Annotated in this window: 19 protein-coding genes and 1 tRNA gene; 6 read left to right on the top strand and 14 right to left on the bottom strand. The window is 67.4% G+C overall.

Annotated elements, in window-relative coordinates; translation table 11 throughout:
- The first annotated feature begins 1 nt into the window (after window position 1).
- The 4 genes from AC5RVS_RS05785 to AC5RVS_RS05770 all read left to right on the top strand — a co-directional run bounded on the left by AC5RVS_RS05785 (window position 2) and on the right by AC5RVS_RS05770 (window position 3,235).
- Window positions 2-952 (top strand): carbohydrate ABC transporter permease, encoded by a 951-nt coding sequence (locus AC5RVS_RS05785; RefSeq protein ID WP_494107864.1) that lies wholly within the window; start codon window positions 2-4, stop codon window positions 950-952.
- Complete coding sequence (locus AC5RVS_RS05780; protein WP_493989601.1) at window positions 952-1,794, top strand: carbohydrate ABC transporter permease; 843 nt, start codon at window positions 952-954, stop codon at window positions 1,792-1,794. Before AC5RVS_RS05785 ends, AC5RVS_RS05780 begins: the two co-directional genes overlap by 1 nt.
- A 24-nt stretch (window positions 1,795-1,818) precedes the next feature.
- A complete protein-coding gene (locus AC5RVS_RS05775; protein WP_493989602.1) occupies window positions 1,819-3,087 on the top strand; it encodes an ABC transporter ATP-binding protein in 1,269 nt (422 codons plus the stop codon).
- Between the two features lie 74 nt (window positions 3,088-3,161).
- A tRNA-Gly gene (locus tag AC5RVS_RS05770) sits at window positions 3,162-3,235 on the top strand.
- A gap of 70 nt (window positions 3,236-3,305) precedes the next feature.
- On the opposite strand, the gene AC5RVS_RS05765 is transcribed toward AC5RVS_RS05770, so the two are convergent.
- A complete protein-coding gene (locus AC5RVS_RS05765; protein WP_494107480.1) occupies window positions 3,306-4,184 on the bottom strand; it encodes a hypothetical protein in 879 nt (292 codons plus the stop codon).
- 137 nt (window positions 4,185-4,321) lie between these two features.
- Here AC5RVS_RS05765 and panD point away from each other — a divergent pair, with 137 nt between their 5' ends.
- On the top strand, window positions 4,322-4,738 hold the full coding sequence (gene panD / locus AC5RVS_RS05760; RefSeq protein ID WP_494107479.1) for an aspartate 1-decarboxylase: 417 nt from the start codon (window positions 4,322-4,324) through the stop codon (window positions 4,736-4,738).
- A gap of 9 nt (window positions 4,739-4,747) precedes the next feature.
- Here the strand turns inward: panD and AC5RVS_RS05755 are convergent, their stop codons facing one another.
- Window positions 4,748-5,227 (bottom strand): nucleoside deaminase, encoded by a 480-nt coding sequence (locus AC5RVS_RS05755; RefSeq protein WP_493989605.1) that lies wholly within the window; start codon window positions 5,225-5,227, stop codon window positions 4,748-4,750.
- A 114-nt stretch (window positions 5,228-5,341) separates the two neighbouring features.
- Between AC5RVS_RS05755 and AC5RVS_RS05750 the strand changes: the two genes are divergently transcribed.
- Window positions 5,342-6,328, top strand: coding sequence for a hypothetical protein (locus AC5RVS_RS05750; RefSeq protein ID WP_494107478.1), 987 nt, complete (start codon window positions 5,342-5,344; stop codon window positions 6,326-6,328).
- Window positions 6,329-6,408: 80 nt separating this feature from the next.
- On the opposite strand, the gene AC5RVS_RS05745 is transcribed toward AC5RVS_RS05750, so the two are convergent.
- The 12 genes from AC5RVS_RS05745 to AC5RVS_RS05690 form a co-directional block, all read right to left on the bottom strand.
- A complete protein-coding gene (locus tag AC5RVS_RS05745; protein ID WP_493989607.1) occupies window positions 6,409-8,448 on the bottom strand; it encodes an NHL domain-containing thioredoxin family protein in 2,040 nt (679 codons plus the stop codon).
- A complete protein-coding gene (locus tag AC5RVS_RS05740) occupies window positions 8,445-10,646 on the bottom strand; it encodes a bifunctional copper resistance protein CopD/cytochrome c oxidase assembly protein (protein WP_493989608.1) in 2,202 nt (733 codons plus the stop codon). Before AC5RVS_RS05740 ends, AC5RVS_RS05745 begins: the two co-directional genes overlap by 4 nt.
- Complete coding sequence (locus AC5RVS_RS05735; RefSeq protein ID WP_494107477.1) at window positions 10,639-11,316, bottom strand: copper resistance CopC family protein; 678 nt, start codon at window positions 11,314-11,316, stop codon at window positions 10,639-10,641. Before AC5RVS_RS05735 ends, AC5RVS_RS05740 begins: the two co-directional genes overlap by 8 nt.
- A 36-nt stretch (window positions 11,317-11,352) precedes the next feature.
- A complete protein-coding gene (locus AC5RVS_RS05730) occupies window positions 11,353-11,964 on the bottom strand; it encodes a hypothetical protein (RefSeq protein ID WP_494107476.1) in 612 nt (203 codons plus the stop codon).
- Window positions 11,965-12,111: 147 nt separating this feature from the next.
- Window positions 12,112-12,396 (bottom strand): HU family DNA-binding protein, encoded by a 285-nt coding sequence (locus tag AC5RVS_RS05725; RefSeq protein ID WP_493989611.1) that lies wholly within the window; start codon window positions 12,394-12,396, stop codon window positions 12,112-12,114.
- 353 nt (window positions 12,397-12,749) lie between these two features.
- Window positions 12,750-13,055, bottom strand: a complete 306-nt coding sequence (rpsN, locus tag AC5RVS_RS05720; protein WP_493939214.1) for a 30S ribosomal protein S14 — start codon at window positions 13,053-13,055, stop codon at window positions 12,750-12,752.
- 2 nt (window positions 13,056-13,057) lie between these two features.
- Window positions 13,058-13,225 carry a 50S ribosomal protein L33 gene (gene rpmG, locus AC5RVS_RS05715; protein WP_127512989.1) on the bottom strand — a complete coding sequence of 56 codons (168 nt, stop codon included), beginning with the start codon at window positions 13,223-13,225 and terminating at the stop codon, window positions 13,058-13,060.
- Entirely contained in the window at window positions 13,225-13,461 is a 237-nt protein-coding gene (rpmB, locus tag AC5RVS_RS05710) for a 50S ribosomal protein L28 (RefSeq protein ID WP_136785732.1), read from the bottom strand. The genes rpmG and rpmB overlap by 1 nt, the downstream gene beginning before the upstream one ends.
- Window positions 13,462-13,874: 413 nt before the next feature.
- A complete protein-coding gene (locus AC5RVS_RS05705) occupies window positions 13,875-14,366 on the bottom strand; it encodes a MarR family winged helix-turn-helix transcriptional regulator (RefSeq protein WP_493989612.1) in 492 nt (163 codons plus the stop codon).
- A gap of 121 nt (window positions 14,367-14,487) precedes the next feature.
- Window positions 14,488-15,270, bottom strand: a complete 783-nt coding sequence (locus AC5RVS_RS05700) for an SGNH/GDSL hydrolase family protein (protein ID WP_493989613.1) — start codon at window positions 15,268-15,270, stop codon at window positions 14,488-14,490.
- 96 nt (window positions 15,271-15,366) lie between these two features.
- Window positions 15,367-15,702 carry a YnfA family protein gene (locus AC5RVS_RS05695; protein ID WP_494107475.1) on the bottom strand — a complete coding sequence of 112 codons (336 nt, stop codon included), beginning with the start codon at window positions 15,700-15,702 and terminating at the stop codon, window positions 15,367-15,369.
- 39 nt (window positions 15,703-15,741) lie between these two features.
- Window positions 15,742-17,097, bottom strand: coding sequence for a transaminase (locus AC5RVS_RS05690; RefSeq protein ID WP_494107474.1), 1,356 nt, complete (start codon window positions 17,095-17,097; stop codon window positions 15,742-15,744).
- Window positions 17,098-17,112: the final 15 nt, after the last annotated feature.

The raw sequence follows: 17,112 nt of genomic DNA, 5'->3' as shown, positions 1-17,112 counted from the left end.
CCTGCCCAACGGCCGGACGGGACGCGCCGGCCGCCGCCGGGCGGTCCAGCAGTACAGCGACCGGGCCAAAGCGGAGCGGCGGCTCGGCTGGCTGCTGGCCGGCCCGGCGTTCTTCCTCATGCTGGCCGTGACGGCCTACCCGATCCTGCAGGCGCTGTTCGACTCGCTCTTCAGCTACCGGCTCACCGCGCCCGACGAACGCGAGTTCCTCGGGCTGGGCAACTACGCGGTGATCCTCACCGATATCGTGTGGTGGCGGGACCTGGGCGTGACGCTGCTGATCACGGTGGTGACCGTCGTCGTCGAACTTGTCCTGGGCTTCGCGCTGGCGTTGGTCATGCACAAGGCGCTCAAGGCCGTGCGCGGCTGGCTGCGGACCGCGATCCTGGTCCCGTACGGCATCATCACGGTAGTCTCCGCGTTTGCCTGGTTCTACATGTTCGACATCAACTCCGGGTTCGTGAATGCCTGGTTTAACTGGGTGCCCGGGATCGATGAGGACCTTAACTGGTTCGCCAGCACCTGGACCTCGCTGTCCGTGATAATGGCCAGCGAAATCTGGAAGACCACCCCGTTCATCTCGCTGCTGCTGCTGGCCGGCCTGGCCCAGGTCCCCGACGAATTAACCGAGGCGGCGGAGGTTGACGGCGCTACCTGGTGGCAACGGATGCGCCGGGTGGTCCTGCCGAACATGAAGGCCGCGATCATGGTGGCCGTGCTCTTCCGGGCGCTTGACGCGTTCCGTATCTTCGACAACGTGTTCATCATGACCAACGGTGCGTTCAACACCGAGGTGCTCTCGCTGCTGGCCTACCGCACGTCCATCGGGCGGCTGGAGATCGGGCTTGGCTCGGCCGTTTCCGTGCTGCTCTTCGTGTGCGTACTGCTGATCTGTTTCATTGCCGTCAAGCTGTTCAAGGTCGACCTTGCCGGCCAGAGAGGAGGCAAGTGATGCGGGCTTTGCGGACCAAGGAGCGGGTTACGTGGACCATCATCTCCGTGCTGGTGGTGCTGTATGCCCTGTTCCCGGTGGCCTCCATCCTGGCCACATCGTTCAAGCTGCCCAGTGACCTGACGTCCGGCAAGTTCCTCCCCGGCACGTGGACGGGCGCCAATTACGAGCAGATCCTGGTCGGCTCGGCACAGGGGCTGTTCCTCAGCTCCCTGTGGAACTCGATCGGCATCGCGCTGATCGCGACCTTCATCGCCGTCGTGCTGGCCACGCTGTGCGCCTACGCGATCGCGCGGCTGGATTTTCCGGGCAAGAAGGTCATCCTGACCACCGCGCTGGCGGTGTCCATCTTCCCGGTCATCTCCATCGTCACCCCGCTGTTCAATGTCTGGCGGACCATCGGCCTCTATGACACCTGGCCCGGGCTGATCATCCCCTACCTCTCCCTGACCCTGCCCATCTCCATCTGGACCCTGGCCGCGTTCTTCCGCCAGATCCCGTGGGAGCTGGAACAGGCCGCACAGGTTGACGGGGCCACCACCTGGCAGGCGTTCCGCAAGGCCATCGTGCCGCTGGCCGCACCGGGCGTCTTCACGACGGCGATCATCGCCTTCTTCATCGCGTGGAACGACTTTGTGTACGGCATTTCGCTGACGTCCACCGAAGCGGCGCGGCCGGTTCCCGCGGCGCTGGCGTTTTTCACCGGCGCCTCCCAGTTCGAATCCCCCGTCGGCGCCATTTCCGCGGCGGCCATTATCGTCACCATTCCCATCGTGCTGCTGGTCCTGCTGTTCCAGCGCCAAATCGTCTCCGGCCTGACCCAAGGCGCCGTCAAGGGCTGAGCCCGCGGCAGGAAAGGAAATCCCATGGCATCGATCACGCTGCAGAACCTCGTCAAGGAGTACGGCGACGGTTTCGCGGCCGTCAACGACGTCAGCATCGACATCGCCGACGGCGAGTTCATCATCCTGGTGGGTCCGTCCGGCTGCGGCAAGTCGACCCTGCTGCGCATGATCGTGGGGCTCGAGGACATCACCTCCGGCGACCTGTTGATCGACGGCGAGCGCGTCAACGAGAAAGCCCCCCGGGACCGGAACCTGGCCATGGTTTTCCAGAATTATGCCCTCTACCCGCACCTGACCGTGTTCGAGAACATCGCGTTCCCGCTGCGCCTGGCCAAGGGTAAGTTCACCGAGGACGACATCCGGAAGCGCGTCACCGGTGCCGCGAAGACCTTGGAACTGACCGACCACCTGGAGCGCAAGCCGGGGAACCTGTCCGGCGGCCAGCGGCAGCGCGTGGCCATGGGCCGGGCTATCGTGCGCCAGGCCGATGCCTTCCTCTTCGACGAGCCCCTGTCCAACCTGGACGCGAAGCTGCGGGGCCAGATGCGTTCCGAGATCTCGCAGATGCAGCGGCGGCTGGGAGTCACCAGCGTCTACGTCACGCACGACCAGACCGAGGCGATGACCCTTGGCGACCGGGTGGCGGTGCTGAAAAAGGGCTTGCTGCAGCAGATCGCTTCCCCACGGGAACTCTACGAGCAGCCCGTCAACCTCTTCGTGGCAGGCTTCATCGGATCGCCGTCCATGAACTTCCTGCCAGCCACCCTGGAGGGCAGCGTCCTGAAGACGCCGATCGGCGACATCCCCGTAGCCGGTGACAGGGCCAGGGCGGCCGAAGGCAGGAAGGTCGTGCTCGCGGGTCTGCGGCCCGAGTTCTTCGAGGACGCCTCGCTGGTGGAAGAACACAAGAAGGACCGGGGATCCACGTTCACGGCCGAACTGACCCACACGGAGTGGCTGGGGAACGAGCAGTATGGCTACATCAACTTCGACCCGGATCCCGCCGTGCGGGAGCTGCTGAATTCGCTGGCCAGCGACATGGACGCCGAGGAGCTGCGGCCCCAGATCGTGGTCACACTGGATGCCGCCAGCCGGATTCGCGGCGGACGCTCCGCCGAACTGTGGCTGGACACGCGGAAGATGCATCTGTTCGACCCCGAGACCGGTGAAAACCTGACCCGTGACGCCTCGGCCGGCGCGGCGCTGACGGAGGAAGCCAACCGTGCCCGGGCAGAGGAAATCGCCGAAGCCCGCGAACGTGAAGCCTCCACGGCCGGCCAGCCGGCCTGAATTCCGGACAGCCGCCGAACTGGGGTAAACTCGGTTTCGTTGTTGACGGATCCGGCTTCCACGGCGGATCCTGTGCGGGCGTAGCTCAATGGTAGAGCGCTAGCTTCCCAAGCTCGATACGCGGGTTCGATTCCCGTCGCCCGCTCCACTCGCACTGCGCACCCCGGCCCTCGGACCGGGGTGCCTTTCTTTGCCTTTGCCTGCAGGAAGCGGCCGCCCTACTCGTCGTCGTCCGGCACGAAGCCCGCACGGTCGATGGCCCGGTGGTAGTGCATACCCGCGGCACCGCCGAGGAGCGACCCGGCGAGGCTCGCTAGCAGCACCACAGCCAGCGCAATCAGGCCCGGCATCGCCAGCTGCCCGACGGGGCGGTCGATCACCGGCGCCGGTCCCGTCAGCATGCCAAGTCCACCGACCGACAGCCCGATCACACCCGCGATGACCGCCATGACCAGGCCCCAAAGCCAGACCGCGAAGCCCTGCCGGACGCCGTCGAACCGCGCCATCCGTCCGGCCACGTAGCCCCCGCCGAAATAGGCGATCAGGATGATGGCCCCCACCGCCGCCCCGGCAATCCCGGCTGCCTGCCCGTCGCCGCCGGCGATGCTGTCCAGCCAGCCGCGCACTTCGGTATTGCTGGCGACGCCGATAGCCGCGGCAACACCGGCGGCGGCAGCCGTGAGCAACACGATCATGGCCGTGGCGGTCAGCCAGCCGAAAAACGCAGACCCCAGCCTCAGCCCGCCGTAGGCATTGTGCTGCCGCTGGTACAGCAATTCCTCGTCGAGGGTTGCCTCGGGGCGGTAGGCGCTGGTGTCCCGATAGCTCCGCTCGGCGTAGATCCCATCATCCGGGCTGCCGCCGACGGCATCCGGGTCCATGTCGTCCGCCGTGGCCTGGCTGCCGAAAACCGCCGTTTCCGGCTGGTCGCTGCGCGTGCGGTCCTGGTTTGCCACGGGCATCGCCTCGGTCGGCAGAGGTTCCGCCTGCGCGGGCTCCGTTCCAACGTCCCGCGGTTCCCGGGCAGTTGCCGGAACATCGTCTCCCGGCCGCACGCCGCCGTCGTCGCGCCTGCTGCTGCCGATTTCCGAACTCATCGCATGCCTCCTGCTTCGATCGCTCTCGCTCAGCAGGTTGTTGCCCCCTGTGGCTCCACCCTAGACCTGCCGCCGCCGCCGGGCCAGATCGGGAACCCTTTCATGGGCGGCCGGGGTGGAGACTAAACTGGTAGGCGATGATGCGCAAAATGTTCAAGTCCAAAATCCACCGCGCGACGGTCACGCATGCGGATCTGCATTATGTCGGGTCCGTGACCGTGGACCTCGACCTGCTGGACGCCGCCGACATCCTCCCCGGCGAGCTGGTTTCCATTGTGGACGTCACGAACGGCGCCCGGCTGGAGACGTACGCCATCGCCGGCGAACGCGGCTCAGGCGTGCTTGGCATCAACGGTGCGGCCGCCCACCTGATGCACGAAGGCGATCTCGTCATCCTGATCACCTACGCCGACATGACCGATGACGAGGCCAGGTCCTTCGTGCCGTCCGTGGTGCACGTGGACGCCGGCAACAGGATCGTTGAGCTGGGCTCCGATCCGGCGGAGTCAGTGGACGACGGGCTGATGCGCCCGCCGTTCGCGGTTCAGCAGTAGTCCCTGAGCTTAGAGCCGGTGGAACTGCCGGTGCAGCTCGCGGACCTCGTCCGCCAGCTCGTCGGATGGCCCGCCGACCGGGATTCCCGGCGCGACCACCTGAATCGGCAACGCGGCGACGGGCGCCGGCGCTATGCCCCACTCCGCCAGCCACCGGCCCAACTGATCCGATGACACAGCGTAGATAATCCGTCCCAGACCAACCCAGGCGTGCGCTGCCGAACACATCGGACAGTGCTCGCCCGAGGTGTAGACGGTCGCCGCACGGCGCTCCTCGGGTGGAAGGTTCCTGGCGGCCCAACGGGCAATCTCGAACTCCGGATGCCGGGTATGGTCCCCGTCCTTGACCCGGTTGCGGTCTTCGAACAGCACGTCGCCGCCGGCATCGACCAACACCGAGCCGAACGGCTCATCGCCGTCGTCCAATGCTTCGCGGGCCAGTTCGACGCAGCGCCGCAGATGCGTGAGGTCCTCCGCTGCCGTTTCCATGAGCCGATTATGGCAGAGCGGCACATTTTCCGGCGTGTTACACAGCCCACGCTGATACCTTGGAACCGCGCCGCCAACAGGTAACGCGCCCCGCCAGCAGGTAACGTAGGGCGGGTGGGAAATTCGACAGTGCTCAGGACCGTAGCCACGTGGCTGCTGTGCCTGATGCTTGCCGTGGCCGCTGCTGCCTTGACGATCATGCTGGTCAATGCGTTCGTGTTCAGCCCGCAGCACCAGGTGAAGGCGTACTTCAAGGCGCTGGAAGACGGCGACGGCGGTGCGGCGCTGGGTTTGCTCCACGCGACCGTGCCGGACGCCAACGCCGCCATGCTCGACGGCGCCGCGCTCAAGGCCTCGGTAGAGGATCTCGAAGACCTGGAAATCGGGGACCCGGTGCCGGCGGGCGAGGACAAGGTGGACCTGCCCGTCCATTACACGGTTGGCGGTGACGCGCACACCTCGACGTTCACCTTGGAAAAGACCGGCACGACGTGGCTCTTTTTCAACCAGTGGTCCTTCGTGCCCAGCACCCTTCCCACCATCAGCGTGGACGTGGTCAACGAGAACGAAGCCTCCCTCAACGGCACCCGGGTGGCCCTGCCGGATGGCAAGAATTCCTTTGCGGTGTTCTATCCCGGAACCTTCGAGGCCCACTACGCCAGCGACTACTTCGCCGCCCCGGTCGTCGAATCCGTGCTGACCGGCCCGCAAAACGCACAGGACGCCCGGCTCTCGCTGGCGACGGCAGCCACGCCCAAGCTCGTTGCGGACCTGGGCGCCCAGGTCAACGCCTTCCTTGACTCGTGCGCGGAGCAGCGCGTGCTGCAGCCCTCCGGCTGCCCGTTCAGCGCAGCGATGGACCGCGTCCAGGACAGCACCATCAACTGGTCGATCGTGAAATATCCGGACGTCAAGATAGAGCCGTTCAAGGGCAGTTGGGTCTTGAGCCCGCTGACCGGCGTCGCCAAGCTGAACGTCGTGGAGATCGATTTGTTCACCGGCGCCGCCGTCGAGCGGGAAATCGAGCAGGAGTTCGGCTTCACCGGCCGGCTGTCCGTCAATGGCGGCAACGTGACCCTGACCCCCGTCGTGGAGTACTGAGTCCGCTCCACGTGGGACGCCGGAGGCCGACAGGCTGTCCTGTCCGCCTCCGGCGCCGGCAGTCCTGCCCCGCGGCCGGCCTAGTTCAGCCCGCGCAGGTCCAGGGTCATCTCGCCGGTTCCGGAGCCAATGACCACGGGGATGCCCCAGTCCTGCTGGTACAGGTGGCAGGCGGCATGGTCCGGGATCTCGCCGCCGGGTTCGCCGTCGCAGGCCGCCGCCCGTGCGGTGATGTGCAGGACGCCCTCGCCGACCTCGTCGGACAGCACCAGTTCGCGCACCAGCCCCACGGAGGTGCCGGCGCCGGAAACCAGCAGGTTCTCCGGTGAAGAAGAGATTTTCAGCTGGGTCGGGTCTCCCCAGCGGTCATCCAGCTTCTGGCCGGTGGGGGCTGCGAAGCGGACGGTCAGCGCCAGCGGCCCGGCCGAGACCTCGGTCTTGGGCCGCTGCGTCTGCGAGGCCCCCTCGTCCACCTTCAGGGCTTCCTTGGGGAGTGGAAGCCGGACGAGCTGGTGCTTGTTCGTTTCCACCACCAGCAGCAGCGGCTCGCCGCCGCCGGCCACTGCAGAGGTGTCCAACAGAACGTCGGACGGCTCGGCCAAGCCGCGCGCCAGGGTGGAGACGGTCCCGCCGACCGGGTCGTAACGGCGTACCGCCCCGTTGTAGGTATCCGCCACGGCCACCGAGCCGTCCGGCAGGACTGCCACGCCCAACGGATGCTGCAGCCGCGCCTCGGCTGCCTCCCCGTCGCGGAATCCGAAGTCGAAGAGGCCGGTGCCGACGGCGGTGGAAACCTGCGCCCGGTGCCCGCCCTTGACCTCCACGAAGGAGATCTTGCGCAGGGCCGACGTTTCCGAGTCTGCAACCCAAATCGCGCCCGCCGCGTCCTCGGCCAGCCCGGACGACTGGGCGAACCAGGCCGCGGCGGCCTCGCCGTCCTGCAGGCCCTCCAGCCCGGTACCGGCAAGGATGTCGACCGCACCGGACGCCGGATCGAAGGTGAAAATCTGGTGCACGCCGGCCATGGCGATCACCACGGCCTCCAAGCGGGTCGACCACAGGACGTCCCACGGCGAACTGAGCGAGACGGCGAGCGGGTCGGCGGGAAGCTGCTCCCGGCCCGATGCGATAGCTTCTGCCAGCTCCTCCCCCAGCGCTTCCCCGGAAGCCGCTTCGTCGGCCACGGATCCGGGACCGGCTTCGGCTAGCCCGGGGGCGGTGCGCTGGGAGTCGGCATCGAGCAGCCGCTGCACTCCGCTGCCGGCAACCGTGGTCACCTCGCCGGTGGCCAGGGACAGGCCGCGGAGGCGGTGGTTCACGGAGTCCGCAACAACGACGTCGTAGCCCGCCTTCTCGCGGATCCCTTCCGGAAGCAGGGCCACTCCCTGGGGCTCGTTGAACTGCGCAGCGTCGGCCGGCCCGTCCTGCCAGCCCTTCGTGCCCGAACCGTAGGTCTTGAGCACGGTCGACAGGTCCGCGGCAAGTTCCACCAGCCGGTGGTGACCGGTGTCGCTGACCAGGAAGGACCCGCCGGCGGAGCCGACGCCGTCCGGCAGCGGTATGACCTTGCCCGGGAAGCGCAGGTCGCCGGCGGTGGTTTCTGCCGGCACGTACGGCCCGTCGCCGCGGTGCAGCGTGCCCTTGGCTTCGTGTTCGGCCACCAGTTCCTCCACCAGCGACGCCAAGCCGCCGGAGTGGCCTTCGCCGGACAGGTGCGCCACGATGTAGCCCTCGGGGTCCACGACCACCAGCGTCGGCCAGGCCCGGGCGGCGTAGGCCTGCCAGGTGTCCAGCTCCGGATCATCGAGCACCGGGTGGTGGATTTCGTACCGCTCCACGGCAGCGGCCAGCGCCACGGGGTCGGCCTCGTGCTCGAACTTCGGGGAGTGCACGCCGACGGTGACCAGCACGTCCTTGTACTTTTCCTCCAACGGCCTCAGTTCGTCCAGCACGTGCAGGCAGTTGATGCAGCAGAAGGTCCAGAAGTCCAGCAGCACGATCTTGCCGCGCAGGTCTTCCAACCCCAGCTGTTTGCCGCCGGTATTGAGCCAGTTGCGGCCCACCAGGTCGGAGGCGCGGACCCGGTAGTTGCTGCGGATGGTGTCGGCTGCCTCAGTCATCTGGTTTCTCCTTGTGCCCGGCCGGCATCATCCGGTTCCGGAACGGGCGGCTGCCCGGTGGTGGTTGTCGGAAGTTCATGGTCGCCGGAGTCCGTGCCCGGCCCGGCGGCAGGCCTTGCGGCCCCCGGCGGGACCACGCGTGCATCCTGCCGGGCCATCTTGGCAAACATATCGTTATAAGCCGCCAGTTCGGCGTCGTTATTCCTATCGGCCGAACGATCTTTACGCTTTGTTTCCCGCGCGTCGGACCGCGACCACGCAATGGCCACTCCGATGGCGATGCAGAGGGTGGGTATTTCCCCGATGCCCCACATGATGGCCCCGCCGAGTTGCTGGTCGTCCATGGCCGGCAGTCCCCACTCCCGTCCCATGCTGCCGAACCAGGAGGCCTGGATCAGGGCCGTGGAGCTGGTGAGGGCGACGCCGAAGAAAGCGTGGAAGGCCATCGTCGCGAACAGCAGCAACAGCCGCAACGGATAGGGCGCGCGCCGCGGCAGCGGATCCTGGCCGATCATCGAGAGGATGAACAGGTAGCCGGTGAGCAGGAAGTGCAGGTTCATCAGCTCGTGCCCCACGTGCTCGCGCAGGGCGAAGCCGAACAGCGGCGAGTAGTAGAAGATGATGATCGAGCCGGCGAAGTTCGCTGCCGTGAAGAGCGGATGGGTGATGACCGCGGAATACTTCGAATGCACCAGCCAGAGGATCCATTCGCGCAGGCCCTTGCTGCCGTCGCGGCGCGACGGCAGCGCCTTCAGCGCCAGGGTGACCGGCGAGCCCAGCACGAGGAACAGCGGCACCACCATGGTCAGGGCCATGTGGTCCAGCATGTGCGCGCTGAACAGCACCATCCCGTAGACCGCCGGCGCTCCCGACGTGACATAGGTGAGCAACAGGAGGCCGACAATCCAGCTGATGGTCCGCGCCACCGGCCAGCCATCGCCGCGCCGGCGCAGCCTGGCGGCTGCCACCAGGTAGGCGATGCCGGTGACCAAGGCGAACGTCACCCACAGCCAGTCCCACCGCCAGACGGTCAGCCAACTGCTCCCGACCAGTTCCGGCGGCAACTCGTAGCCGGTCAGGATGCGTGCCGGGGACGCGTCCGGCGGCAGTTCCTCGGGCGTGGGCGGCGCGGTGCGGGCCAACGCCGTGGCCACGCCGAAGACCGCCGCCATGATGAGGAGTTCCACGGTGATCAGCTGCCAGAGGACGCGCTTGCCGGACTTCGTTCCGAGTTCGGGGATGATCCACTGCCGGTGCATGAAGCCGATCGCCCCCAGCAGCAGCGTGGCGAGGGCTTTGATCACCACGAGCACCCCGTACGGGCTGGAGAGCTGGTCCAGCGAGGTGATCCGAATGGACGCGTTGATGATGCCGGAGAAGAAAACCAGGCCGAAGCTGATCAGCGCCAGCGATGAGTAGCGGCGCAGCACCTGCCCGGTGAGGTCCTTGCTGCCCAGCGTCCCGGAGATGACCGCGAGCACGATGATTCCGCCCACCCAGAGGCAGGCACCCAGCAGGTGCAGTCCGATGGAGTTCACGGCCCCGTAGTGGTCGTCGCCGCCGGCCGAGTGCCCGATCAGGGCCATCGGCAGCAGCCCGCCGATGGTGGCCAGCGCCAGGGTGGCTCCCAGCCCGGGGAGGGAGCGGAGTCCGAAGATCAGCGTGGCCACGACGGCGGCCACGATGGTGATGGACAGCCAGGCCTGGCCGGTCCCGATGTCCGTCATGAAGCCGATGAAGCCGGCGGTGTAACTGGCGTCCCCGCTCACGGGCAGCCCGGCGACGTCGGAGAAACTGAAGACCAGCACGGCCATGGCCGCCAGCGTCCAGACGACGGCGGCGCCCCCGGCCAGCCGCAGTGCGGCCGTGAAGGCGGGATGCTCAGGGCCCTCGTCGCCGTTGCCCGGCCTGCGGCCGGGACGCAACTGCTTGGGCAGGATTCCGACGGCGAAGAGCAGCGCCGCAATGACTGTCGCCAGGGCGGTGTTGTTGGCGGCCTTGGCCACCGGCAGCGCCCATCGGGTCAAGGCGCCGGGGTCTGAGAGCTGGCGGGTAGCGGCCGCCCCGGAGTAGAGCAGGGCGGCCGCCAGCGCCAGGACGAGGACAACCACACCGGCCAGGAGCCATCCCCTGCCGATCCCGTCGGCGGTGATGGCCGCAGGACGCCGGTCAGCTGCAGGGGTCAGCTTCTCAGCCACGACCGCCAGCGCCTCCGCCCCGCTTGCTCATCACGAAGGCGGCCAGCCCGGCCAGGATGGCCAGCGTGCCGGCGCCCAGCGCGAGGAACAGTCCGGCGCCGCTGGGCCCGTCCTCTTCCCCGGCCGCCTCGGCGGTGTCGCCGGATCCGCCGGCCGCGGACACGGACGCCGCGGGCGAGTCGGTGCCACCGGCCGCAAGGGAGAATTTCGTGGTTCCTTCGATCGGATGGCCGTCGCTGGAGACAACCCGCCAGCCCAGCTGGTAGTCGCCGTCGGGCATGCCGTCCTGCAGGGGAATGGTGACCTCGCGGCCGCCGAGCACCGGTGCGCCGGCGGCCCAGTCGGTGCCGGCGGTGTCCAGGACCTGGGTGGTGGTGCCGATATCCATCACATTCGCGCTGAACTCCAGCACGATGCTCTCGGGCTGGACGTCGAGGACGGCGCCGTTTTCCGGGGTGGATCCGATCAGTTCGTCGTGGGCCGACGCCGGACGTGCCAGCGCCAGCGCCGCCGACAGCCACAGCAGCATGGCAACCAAGGCGGCCACGAGCAGCCGGCGCAGGGCAGCCTGCTGGGCAGTGCGTCGGGCGTCCTCGCGGCGCTGCCTGGCGGCCGAAGACCCGGAGGTGGCAACGCGGACGGGTGCAGGGGTGTTCGTTTGGGGGTTCATCACGTTCTTTCGTTGGGGGATGCGCACGTGCGCCGGTCAGAAAGCGTGATGCAGGGGTGGTCCCCGGTGGCGCAGGGAAAGCAGCGGTGCGCCAAGCGCCGCGAGTGTGCGGACAGCCCGTACCCCCGGGACGGCGAGCCTGGCCCGCGGTACCGGATGCCAGCTGTACAGCCGGCGCGGAATTGCCAGCGACATGGTTCCGGCCAGGGCCGCGGCCGCTTGCTCACCGCGGCGCAGCAACAGGACCGTGGCAACGGCTGCAGCAAGGTGGGCTGCCAGCATCGCCGGATCCTCGGCCGCAGCCGGCGGGGCTGGCACGGCCGCCACCGATTCGCCGGGAGGCAACGAGATGCCGTGTCCGGCATGGGCTCCCGGGCCCGGGGTAATTCCCGCAGGGGCGCCGTGGCCCATCCGGAAGAGCAGGTGGTAGATGGCCTGGCTGCCCCCCACCGCGGCCAACAGGCGCGGCCAGGACAGGGACTTGCCGGCCAGGCCCACGCAAACGAGCCCGGAGAGGGCGAGGGACAGTGTCCAGACGGCCAGGGCCGGCGCATGTCCTCCACCGGCAAAGTGCGACAGCGCAGCCGCGGAGGTGGCCACGGCAGCGCCGAGCCAGCCGCGCAGCAGCCGCGCTTCCCGCTGGACCATGCCCTGAGTCCTCCGTCCCGATGCTTCCGGGCGTGCTCATGGCGCACGCCCCGCCCGGCTATTTTACCGCCGGTAGAAGTTAACGCGTTAAAGAGCAGGACCGCCACCGGTTGCCGGTGACGGTCCTGCGGAAGTCTGGTGGGAAAACTACTTCTTGGCGACAGCAGCCTTCAGCTTGGAACCAGCGGTCAGCTTCACGCTGTGGCCTGCCGGAATCTGGATGGATTCGCCGGTCTGCGGGTTGCGGCCGGTGCGGGCCGCACGGTCGGTGCGCTCGACGGCGAGCCAGCCCGGGATGGTGATCTTCTCGCCCTTGGAAACGGAGTTTGCGAAGATGTCGAACACGGCGTCCAGGACACCGTTCACTGCGGTCTGGCTGGTGCCGGCCTTCTCTGCAACAGCTGCAACGAGTTCACTGCGATTGATAGCCAATTTTTGTCCTCCTGGACTGCTTCGGTTTGGTCAGAGCCTCCGCAGGCTGCGGAAAAGCTACTGAGCGAAAACTTACCAGCTTGGCCGCCCGGATCCGGCAAAATCCGCGGAATCTGGCGGAATTTTTAGCGAAATACCCTGATTTTGGACCGATTTCGCCCCGCGGGGTCCGCTTTTTGCGCCGAGAGCATATGATGGGCCGTTTCCGCGCGCCCCCGGCTGCCCGGTTCCGTGTTGCACCGCCGTCGTTCTTCCCGCCGCCTGCCCGATGCATCCCGGACATGGCAAAGGGCGGCGGTCCCGAATGGACCGCCGCCCTTTGAAGCAGCTTCACCAGGAAGCCAGCCGGATTCCTACCAGCTGGACTTCTTGATGCCCGGCAGTTCGCCGTTGTGCGCCATCGTGCGGAAACGCACGCGCGAGATCCCGAACTTCTGGAGCGTGCCGCGGGGACGGCCGTCGATCTGGTCACGGTTGCGGACGCGGACCGGGGACGCGTTGCGGGGCAGCTTCTGCAGGCCCAGCCGAGCCTCTTCGCGGGCCTCGTCGGTCGCGTTGACATCGACCAGGGTCTTCTTCAGCTCGGCACGCTTCGCGGCGTAACGCTCGACAACGACCTTGCGCTGCTCGTTGCGAGCAATCTTGGACTTCTTGGCCATGTTTAGCGCTCCTCTCGGAATTCGACGTGCTTGCGGATAACCGGGTCGTACTTCTTCAGGACAATGCGGTCCGGGTCGTTACGACGGTTCTTCCGGGTCACGTAGGTGAAACCGGTGCCGGCGGTGGACTTCAGCTTGATGATGGGACGTACGTCCTTGTCCTTTGCCATTAGAGCTTCACACCCTTCGCGAGGAGCTCGGCAACGACTGCGTCGATGCCGCGGACGTCGATGGTCTTGATGCCGCGGGCGGAAACCTGCAGCGTAACGTTGCGGCGCAGGGACGGAACCCAGTAGCGCTTCTTCTGAATGTTCGGATCGAACCGGCGCTTGTTGCGGCGGTGCGAGTGCGAAATGCTGTGGCCAAAGCCGGGCTCGGCTCCGGTCACCTGGCAGTGTGCTGCCATGATCTCTCCTCCAGTTGTAGTAAATATTGACGGACCTGACGCAGAGACGTAAGTAAAGCGGCCTGCGAATCTGCGTGTAAGAGCGCCCGCCACCAGTTGTGACACCGTTATTACTGCGACTTTCCGGAGGTGAACCTGGCGGGGTGAGATCCAGCCGAAGTGCCTCGCCGCGGGGAAGACGGTGAAGTCAGGTGCGATAAACCGCGTACTTCCCGGGGGAAGCACGGCCTATCCGCGACCCTCAATTCTAGGTAAACACGGACGCCACGCCACGTCGCCATCCTCTGCCTGGGCAAGGGGGTGCCAAAGTTGCGTGACTTAACGCCTCTCCATCTTAGGGGCAGCGGCGGTTTGGATCAAACCAACTGCCAGCCAACGACGGCGGCGGCGAGCCGCGGTGCCGGGCGCGCGGCTCAGCTGTTCAGCCGCGGTTCGCGCAGCACCCAGCTGCTGGGCTCCAACTGCTGCACGATCTTCTTGCCGATGCGCTCCAGATCCCGGACATCCTTGCGGTCCAGTCCGTCGAAAACTGCCTGGCGCACGGTTTCGACATGTCCCGGCGCGAGGGCCACGATCGCAGCCATCCCCGCATCCGTGAGCAACGCCATGGTCACCCGGGCGTCCTCGGCGCACTGCGTCCGGGAGACCCAGCCGCGGCCCTGGAGCTTCTTGACCACGTGCGAGAGCCGGGACAGCGAGGAATAGGTGCGGGAGGCCAGCTCGCTCATGGGCAGCGACCGGTCCGGCGCCTCGGACAACATGGCCAGCACGTTGTAGTCGAAGAGCGTCAGCTTTCCTTCCCGGTACAGCGGGGCGTCAAGGTTGCCCGGCAACAGGGTGGACACCGCCAGCAAGGCCAGCCAGGCCTGGCGTTCTTCGGGGTCGAGCCAGCGTGCAGAAGTCATACCCCTATTCTGCCATAAAACTTGAGGCTTCAAGTGTTCTTGGCGGCAGGGGCGCCGGGACAAGGACCGGCCACCGGTCGCCCCCGCGACGGGCCCGCGCCGATCCGCTTCTGTGCGGCCCTTACCCCGCTCGGCCGGTGGCGTGGAGCCCCGTTAACTGCGGGTACTTCGCGGTGAGCGAGTCCCCCGAAGACGTGCCGCGCAGCCGGCGCCCCATCCACGGGCCCAGGTACTCCCGGGCCCACCGGACATTGGCGGCCATCGCGCGGCGGCGGGTCAGTGCCGCCAGGTCAGGCAGCGCCGGCAAGTCGATGATGTCCTCGGCTTGCAGCACTTCCAAAACCTTCTTGGCCATCAAGGTGTGTCCGGCGGTGGACATGTGCAGGCGGTCGTCGTCCCAGTAGCGCCAGTCACGGAACTCGCGCATCCGCCAGTAGTCAACGATTTTGGCTCCGTGCAGGTCGGCAATCTCCCGCACCCATTCGTTGTAGATGGCGGTGCGGCCGCGGGTCTTGCCGAAGACCGCCGAGGCCACCGTGTCAAAGCCGGTAAACAGCACGACGTCGGCCCCGGTGGCGGCCAGCTTGGCCACCCCGGCTTCGTACCCGGCCATCAGGGCGTCGATGTCTACCCGCGGGCGCAGGATATCGTTGCCGCCGGCATAGAGGGTCACCACGGTCGGCCGGAGCGCTACGGCGGCGTCGACCTGGTCGTTGAGCACCTGGGAGATCTTCTTGCCCCGGATGGCCAGGTTCGCGTAGCCCCAGCCGGTATCGGCGAGCATCAGCTGCTCGGCAACCCGGTCGGCCCAACCGCGCACGCCATTGGGCAGGTTAGGGTCCTTGTCCCCTACCCCTTCGGTGAACGAATCCCCCAAGGCCACAAAACGCTTCGCAAAAGTCACCGGACCAGATTAACAAAGAACCGTTCCGGCAGCGGCCCGCGCGTCGGCGGCCGTGGGCTGGCGGTCGGCAGCAGGGGCGCGGACCACGGCCGCCGCTTAGCCGCTGCGCGGTGCGTACAAGATGACAGCGACCCCGGCGAGCGCGATCCCGGCGCCGATGTAATCCCAGCGGTCCGGCTGGAATCCGTCCAGCAGCATCCCCCAGGCCAGTGACCCGGCGATGAACACTCCGCCGTACGCGGCCAGCACCCGGCCGAAGTTCGCATCCGGCTGCTGGGCGGCGATGAAACCGTACAGGCCCAGGGCCATCACGCCCAGGCCGGCGAACCACCAGTCCCGGCCTTCGCGGACTGCCTGCCAGACCAGCCAGGCGCCGCCGATCTCCGCGATGGCGGCGAGGACAAACAGGATGGCGGATTTGGCGATCGTCATCCAGCCAGTATCCCAAGCCGACGGCCCAGCGCGGCCGCCTCAGCGGCCCGTCAGCTCCCGGACGGCTTCTTCGAAGACCTCGTGGTGCCGTTCGACGTCGGCGCTGGTGGTTTGCGGGCACATCAGGGCCATGTTGTGGAACGGAGTGAGCAGGATGCCGCGATTGGCCAGGTACAAATGCAGGAAGTCTTCCAACCCGCCGTCGTGGCTGGCCGCCGACTCCGTGCCGTTCCGGGGGGCCGGGTTGGCGAAACGGTATTCGGCACGCGCACCCAACCGGGACACCGACCACGGCAGCGAATACGCATCGATCACCCGCTGCACGCCGTCGGCGAACTCCGTGGCACGCGCGGTCATGGTGGCGAAGGCCTGATCCGTCAGCACATGTTCGAGCGTGGCCCGCATGGCGGCGACGGACAGCGGGTTTCCGGCCAGGGTGCCGCCCACACCGCCCATGTCCACCAGATCCAGGTCGGTCCGGCCCAGTGCCCGCTCGGCCAGTTCGGCGCTGAGCCCGTAGGCACCGCAGGGGATGCCGCCGCCGATCGATTTGCCGATCACCACCACGTCCGGCTCGAGCCCCCACGCCGCGGTCGCCCCGCCCGGGCCGGCGGAGAAGGTGTGCGTTTCGTCGATGATCAGCAGCGTGCCGTGCCGGCGGGTCAGTTCCCGCACGCCGTCCAGGTAGCCCGGTTCGGGCAGCACGATGCCGATGTTGGTCAGCGCCGGTTCCATCAGCACCGCCGCCACGTCTCCGTGGGCCAACTGGCGCTCCAGGGCCTCAAGATCGTTGAACTCCGCCACCCTGCTGGTCTCCGTGACGTCCACCGGCGCCCCGACGTTGCCCGGGCGGTTCATCCCCGCGCCGTCGGGTCCGGCCACGATCAGCGATTCGTCGACCGACCCGTGGTAGCAGTACGGATTGAACAAGATCTTGCTCCGGCCGGTCAGGGCGCGGACCAGCCGGATGGCCCACCTGTTGGCATCGGTGGCGGTGAGCGAGAAGCTCCAGCGCTCCACCCCGAACCGGCGGGCGAGCTCAGCCCCCACCCACTCCGCGTCCGCGGTGGGCAGCATGGTGGCCAGTCCGCCGTCGTCGGCGGCACGCCGGATCATCGCCTCGACGGTGGGCTCCGGGGAGTGGCCGGCCATGGCGCCGGTGTCGCCCAGCGCGAAGTCCACGTATTCGAGACCGTCCACGTCCCACACCCGGCAGCCGCGGGCCCGCGCCAGATAGAGGGGGAAGCTGCCCGGCTTCTTGTTCATCCACGTCATCGGCACTTTCCCGAAAAGGTGGGAGGCGCCGTCGTACAGTGCCTTGGACTGGGGATGCTTCGCCTCAAAGTCCTGCAGTTCGCGGGCGAAGAGCACTGCCAGCCGGTTCCGGTCGATCATGAAGTACTCCTGGTC

The sequence above is a fragment of the Arthrobacter sp. Y3221048 genome (assembly GCF_059092685.1).
The sequence above is the reverse complement of the archived record's forward strand: the minus strand, read 5'-3'. Positions and strand labels throughout refer to the sequence as shown.

Coding starts and splice junctions, on each gene's coding strand:
- AC5RVS_RS05780 (WP_493989601.1), top strand. CDS start 952: ATGCGGGCTTTGCGGACCAAGGAGCGGGTTACGTGGACCATCATCTCC.
- AC5RVS_RS05775 (WP_493989602.1), top strand. CDS start 1,819: ATGGCATCGATCACGCTGCAGAACCTCGTCAAGGAGTACGGCGACGGT.
- AC5RVS_RS05765 (WP_494107480.1), bottom strand. CDS start 4,184: ATGAGTTCGGAAATCGGCAGCAGCAGGCGCGACGACGGCGGCGTGCGG.
- panD (WP_494107479.1), top strand. CDS start 4,322: ATGATGCGCAAAATGTTCAAGTCCAAAATCCACCGCGCGACGGTCACG.
- AC5RVS_RS05755 (WP_493989605.1), bottom strand. CDS start 5,227: ATGGAAACGGCAGCGGAGGACCTCACGCATCTGCGGCGCTGCGTCGAA.
- AC5RVS_RS05745 (WP_493989607.1), bottom strand. CDS start 8,448: ATGACTGAGGCAGCCGACACCATCCGCAGCAACTACCGGGTCCGCGCC.
- AC5RVS_RS05735 (WP_494107477.1), bottom strand. CDS start 11,316: ATGAACCCCCAAACGAACACCCCTGCACCCGTCCGCGTTGCCACCTCC.
- AC5RVS_RS05730 (WP_494107476.1), bottom strand. CDS start 11,964: ATGGTCCAGCGGGAAGCGCGGCTGCTGCGCGGCTGGCTCGGCGCTGCC.
- rpsN (WP_493939214.1), bottom strand. CDS start 13,055: ATGGCCAAGAAGTCCAAGATTGCTCGCAACGAGCAGCGCAAGGTCGTT.
- rpmG (WP_127512989.1), bottom strand. CDS start 13,225: ATGGCAAAGGACAAGGACGTACGTCCCATCATCAAGCTGAAGTCCACC.
- rpmB (WP_136785732.1), bottom strand. CDS start 13,461: ATGGCAGCACACTGCCAGGTGACCGGAGCCGAGCCCGGCTTTGGCCAC.
- AC5RVS_RS05705 (WP_493989612.1), bottom strand. CDS start 14,366: ATGACTTCTGCACGCTGGCTCGACCCCGAAGAACGCCAGGCCTGGCTG.
- AC5RVS_RS05695 (WP_494107475.1), bottom strand. CDS start 15,702: ATGACGATCGCCAAATCCGCCATCCTGTTTGTCCTCGCCGCCATCGCG.
- AC5RVS_RS05690 (WP_494107474.1), bottom strand. CDS start 17,097: ATGATCGACCGGAACCGGCTGGCAGTGCTCTTCGCCCGCGAACTGCAG.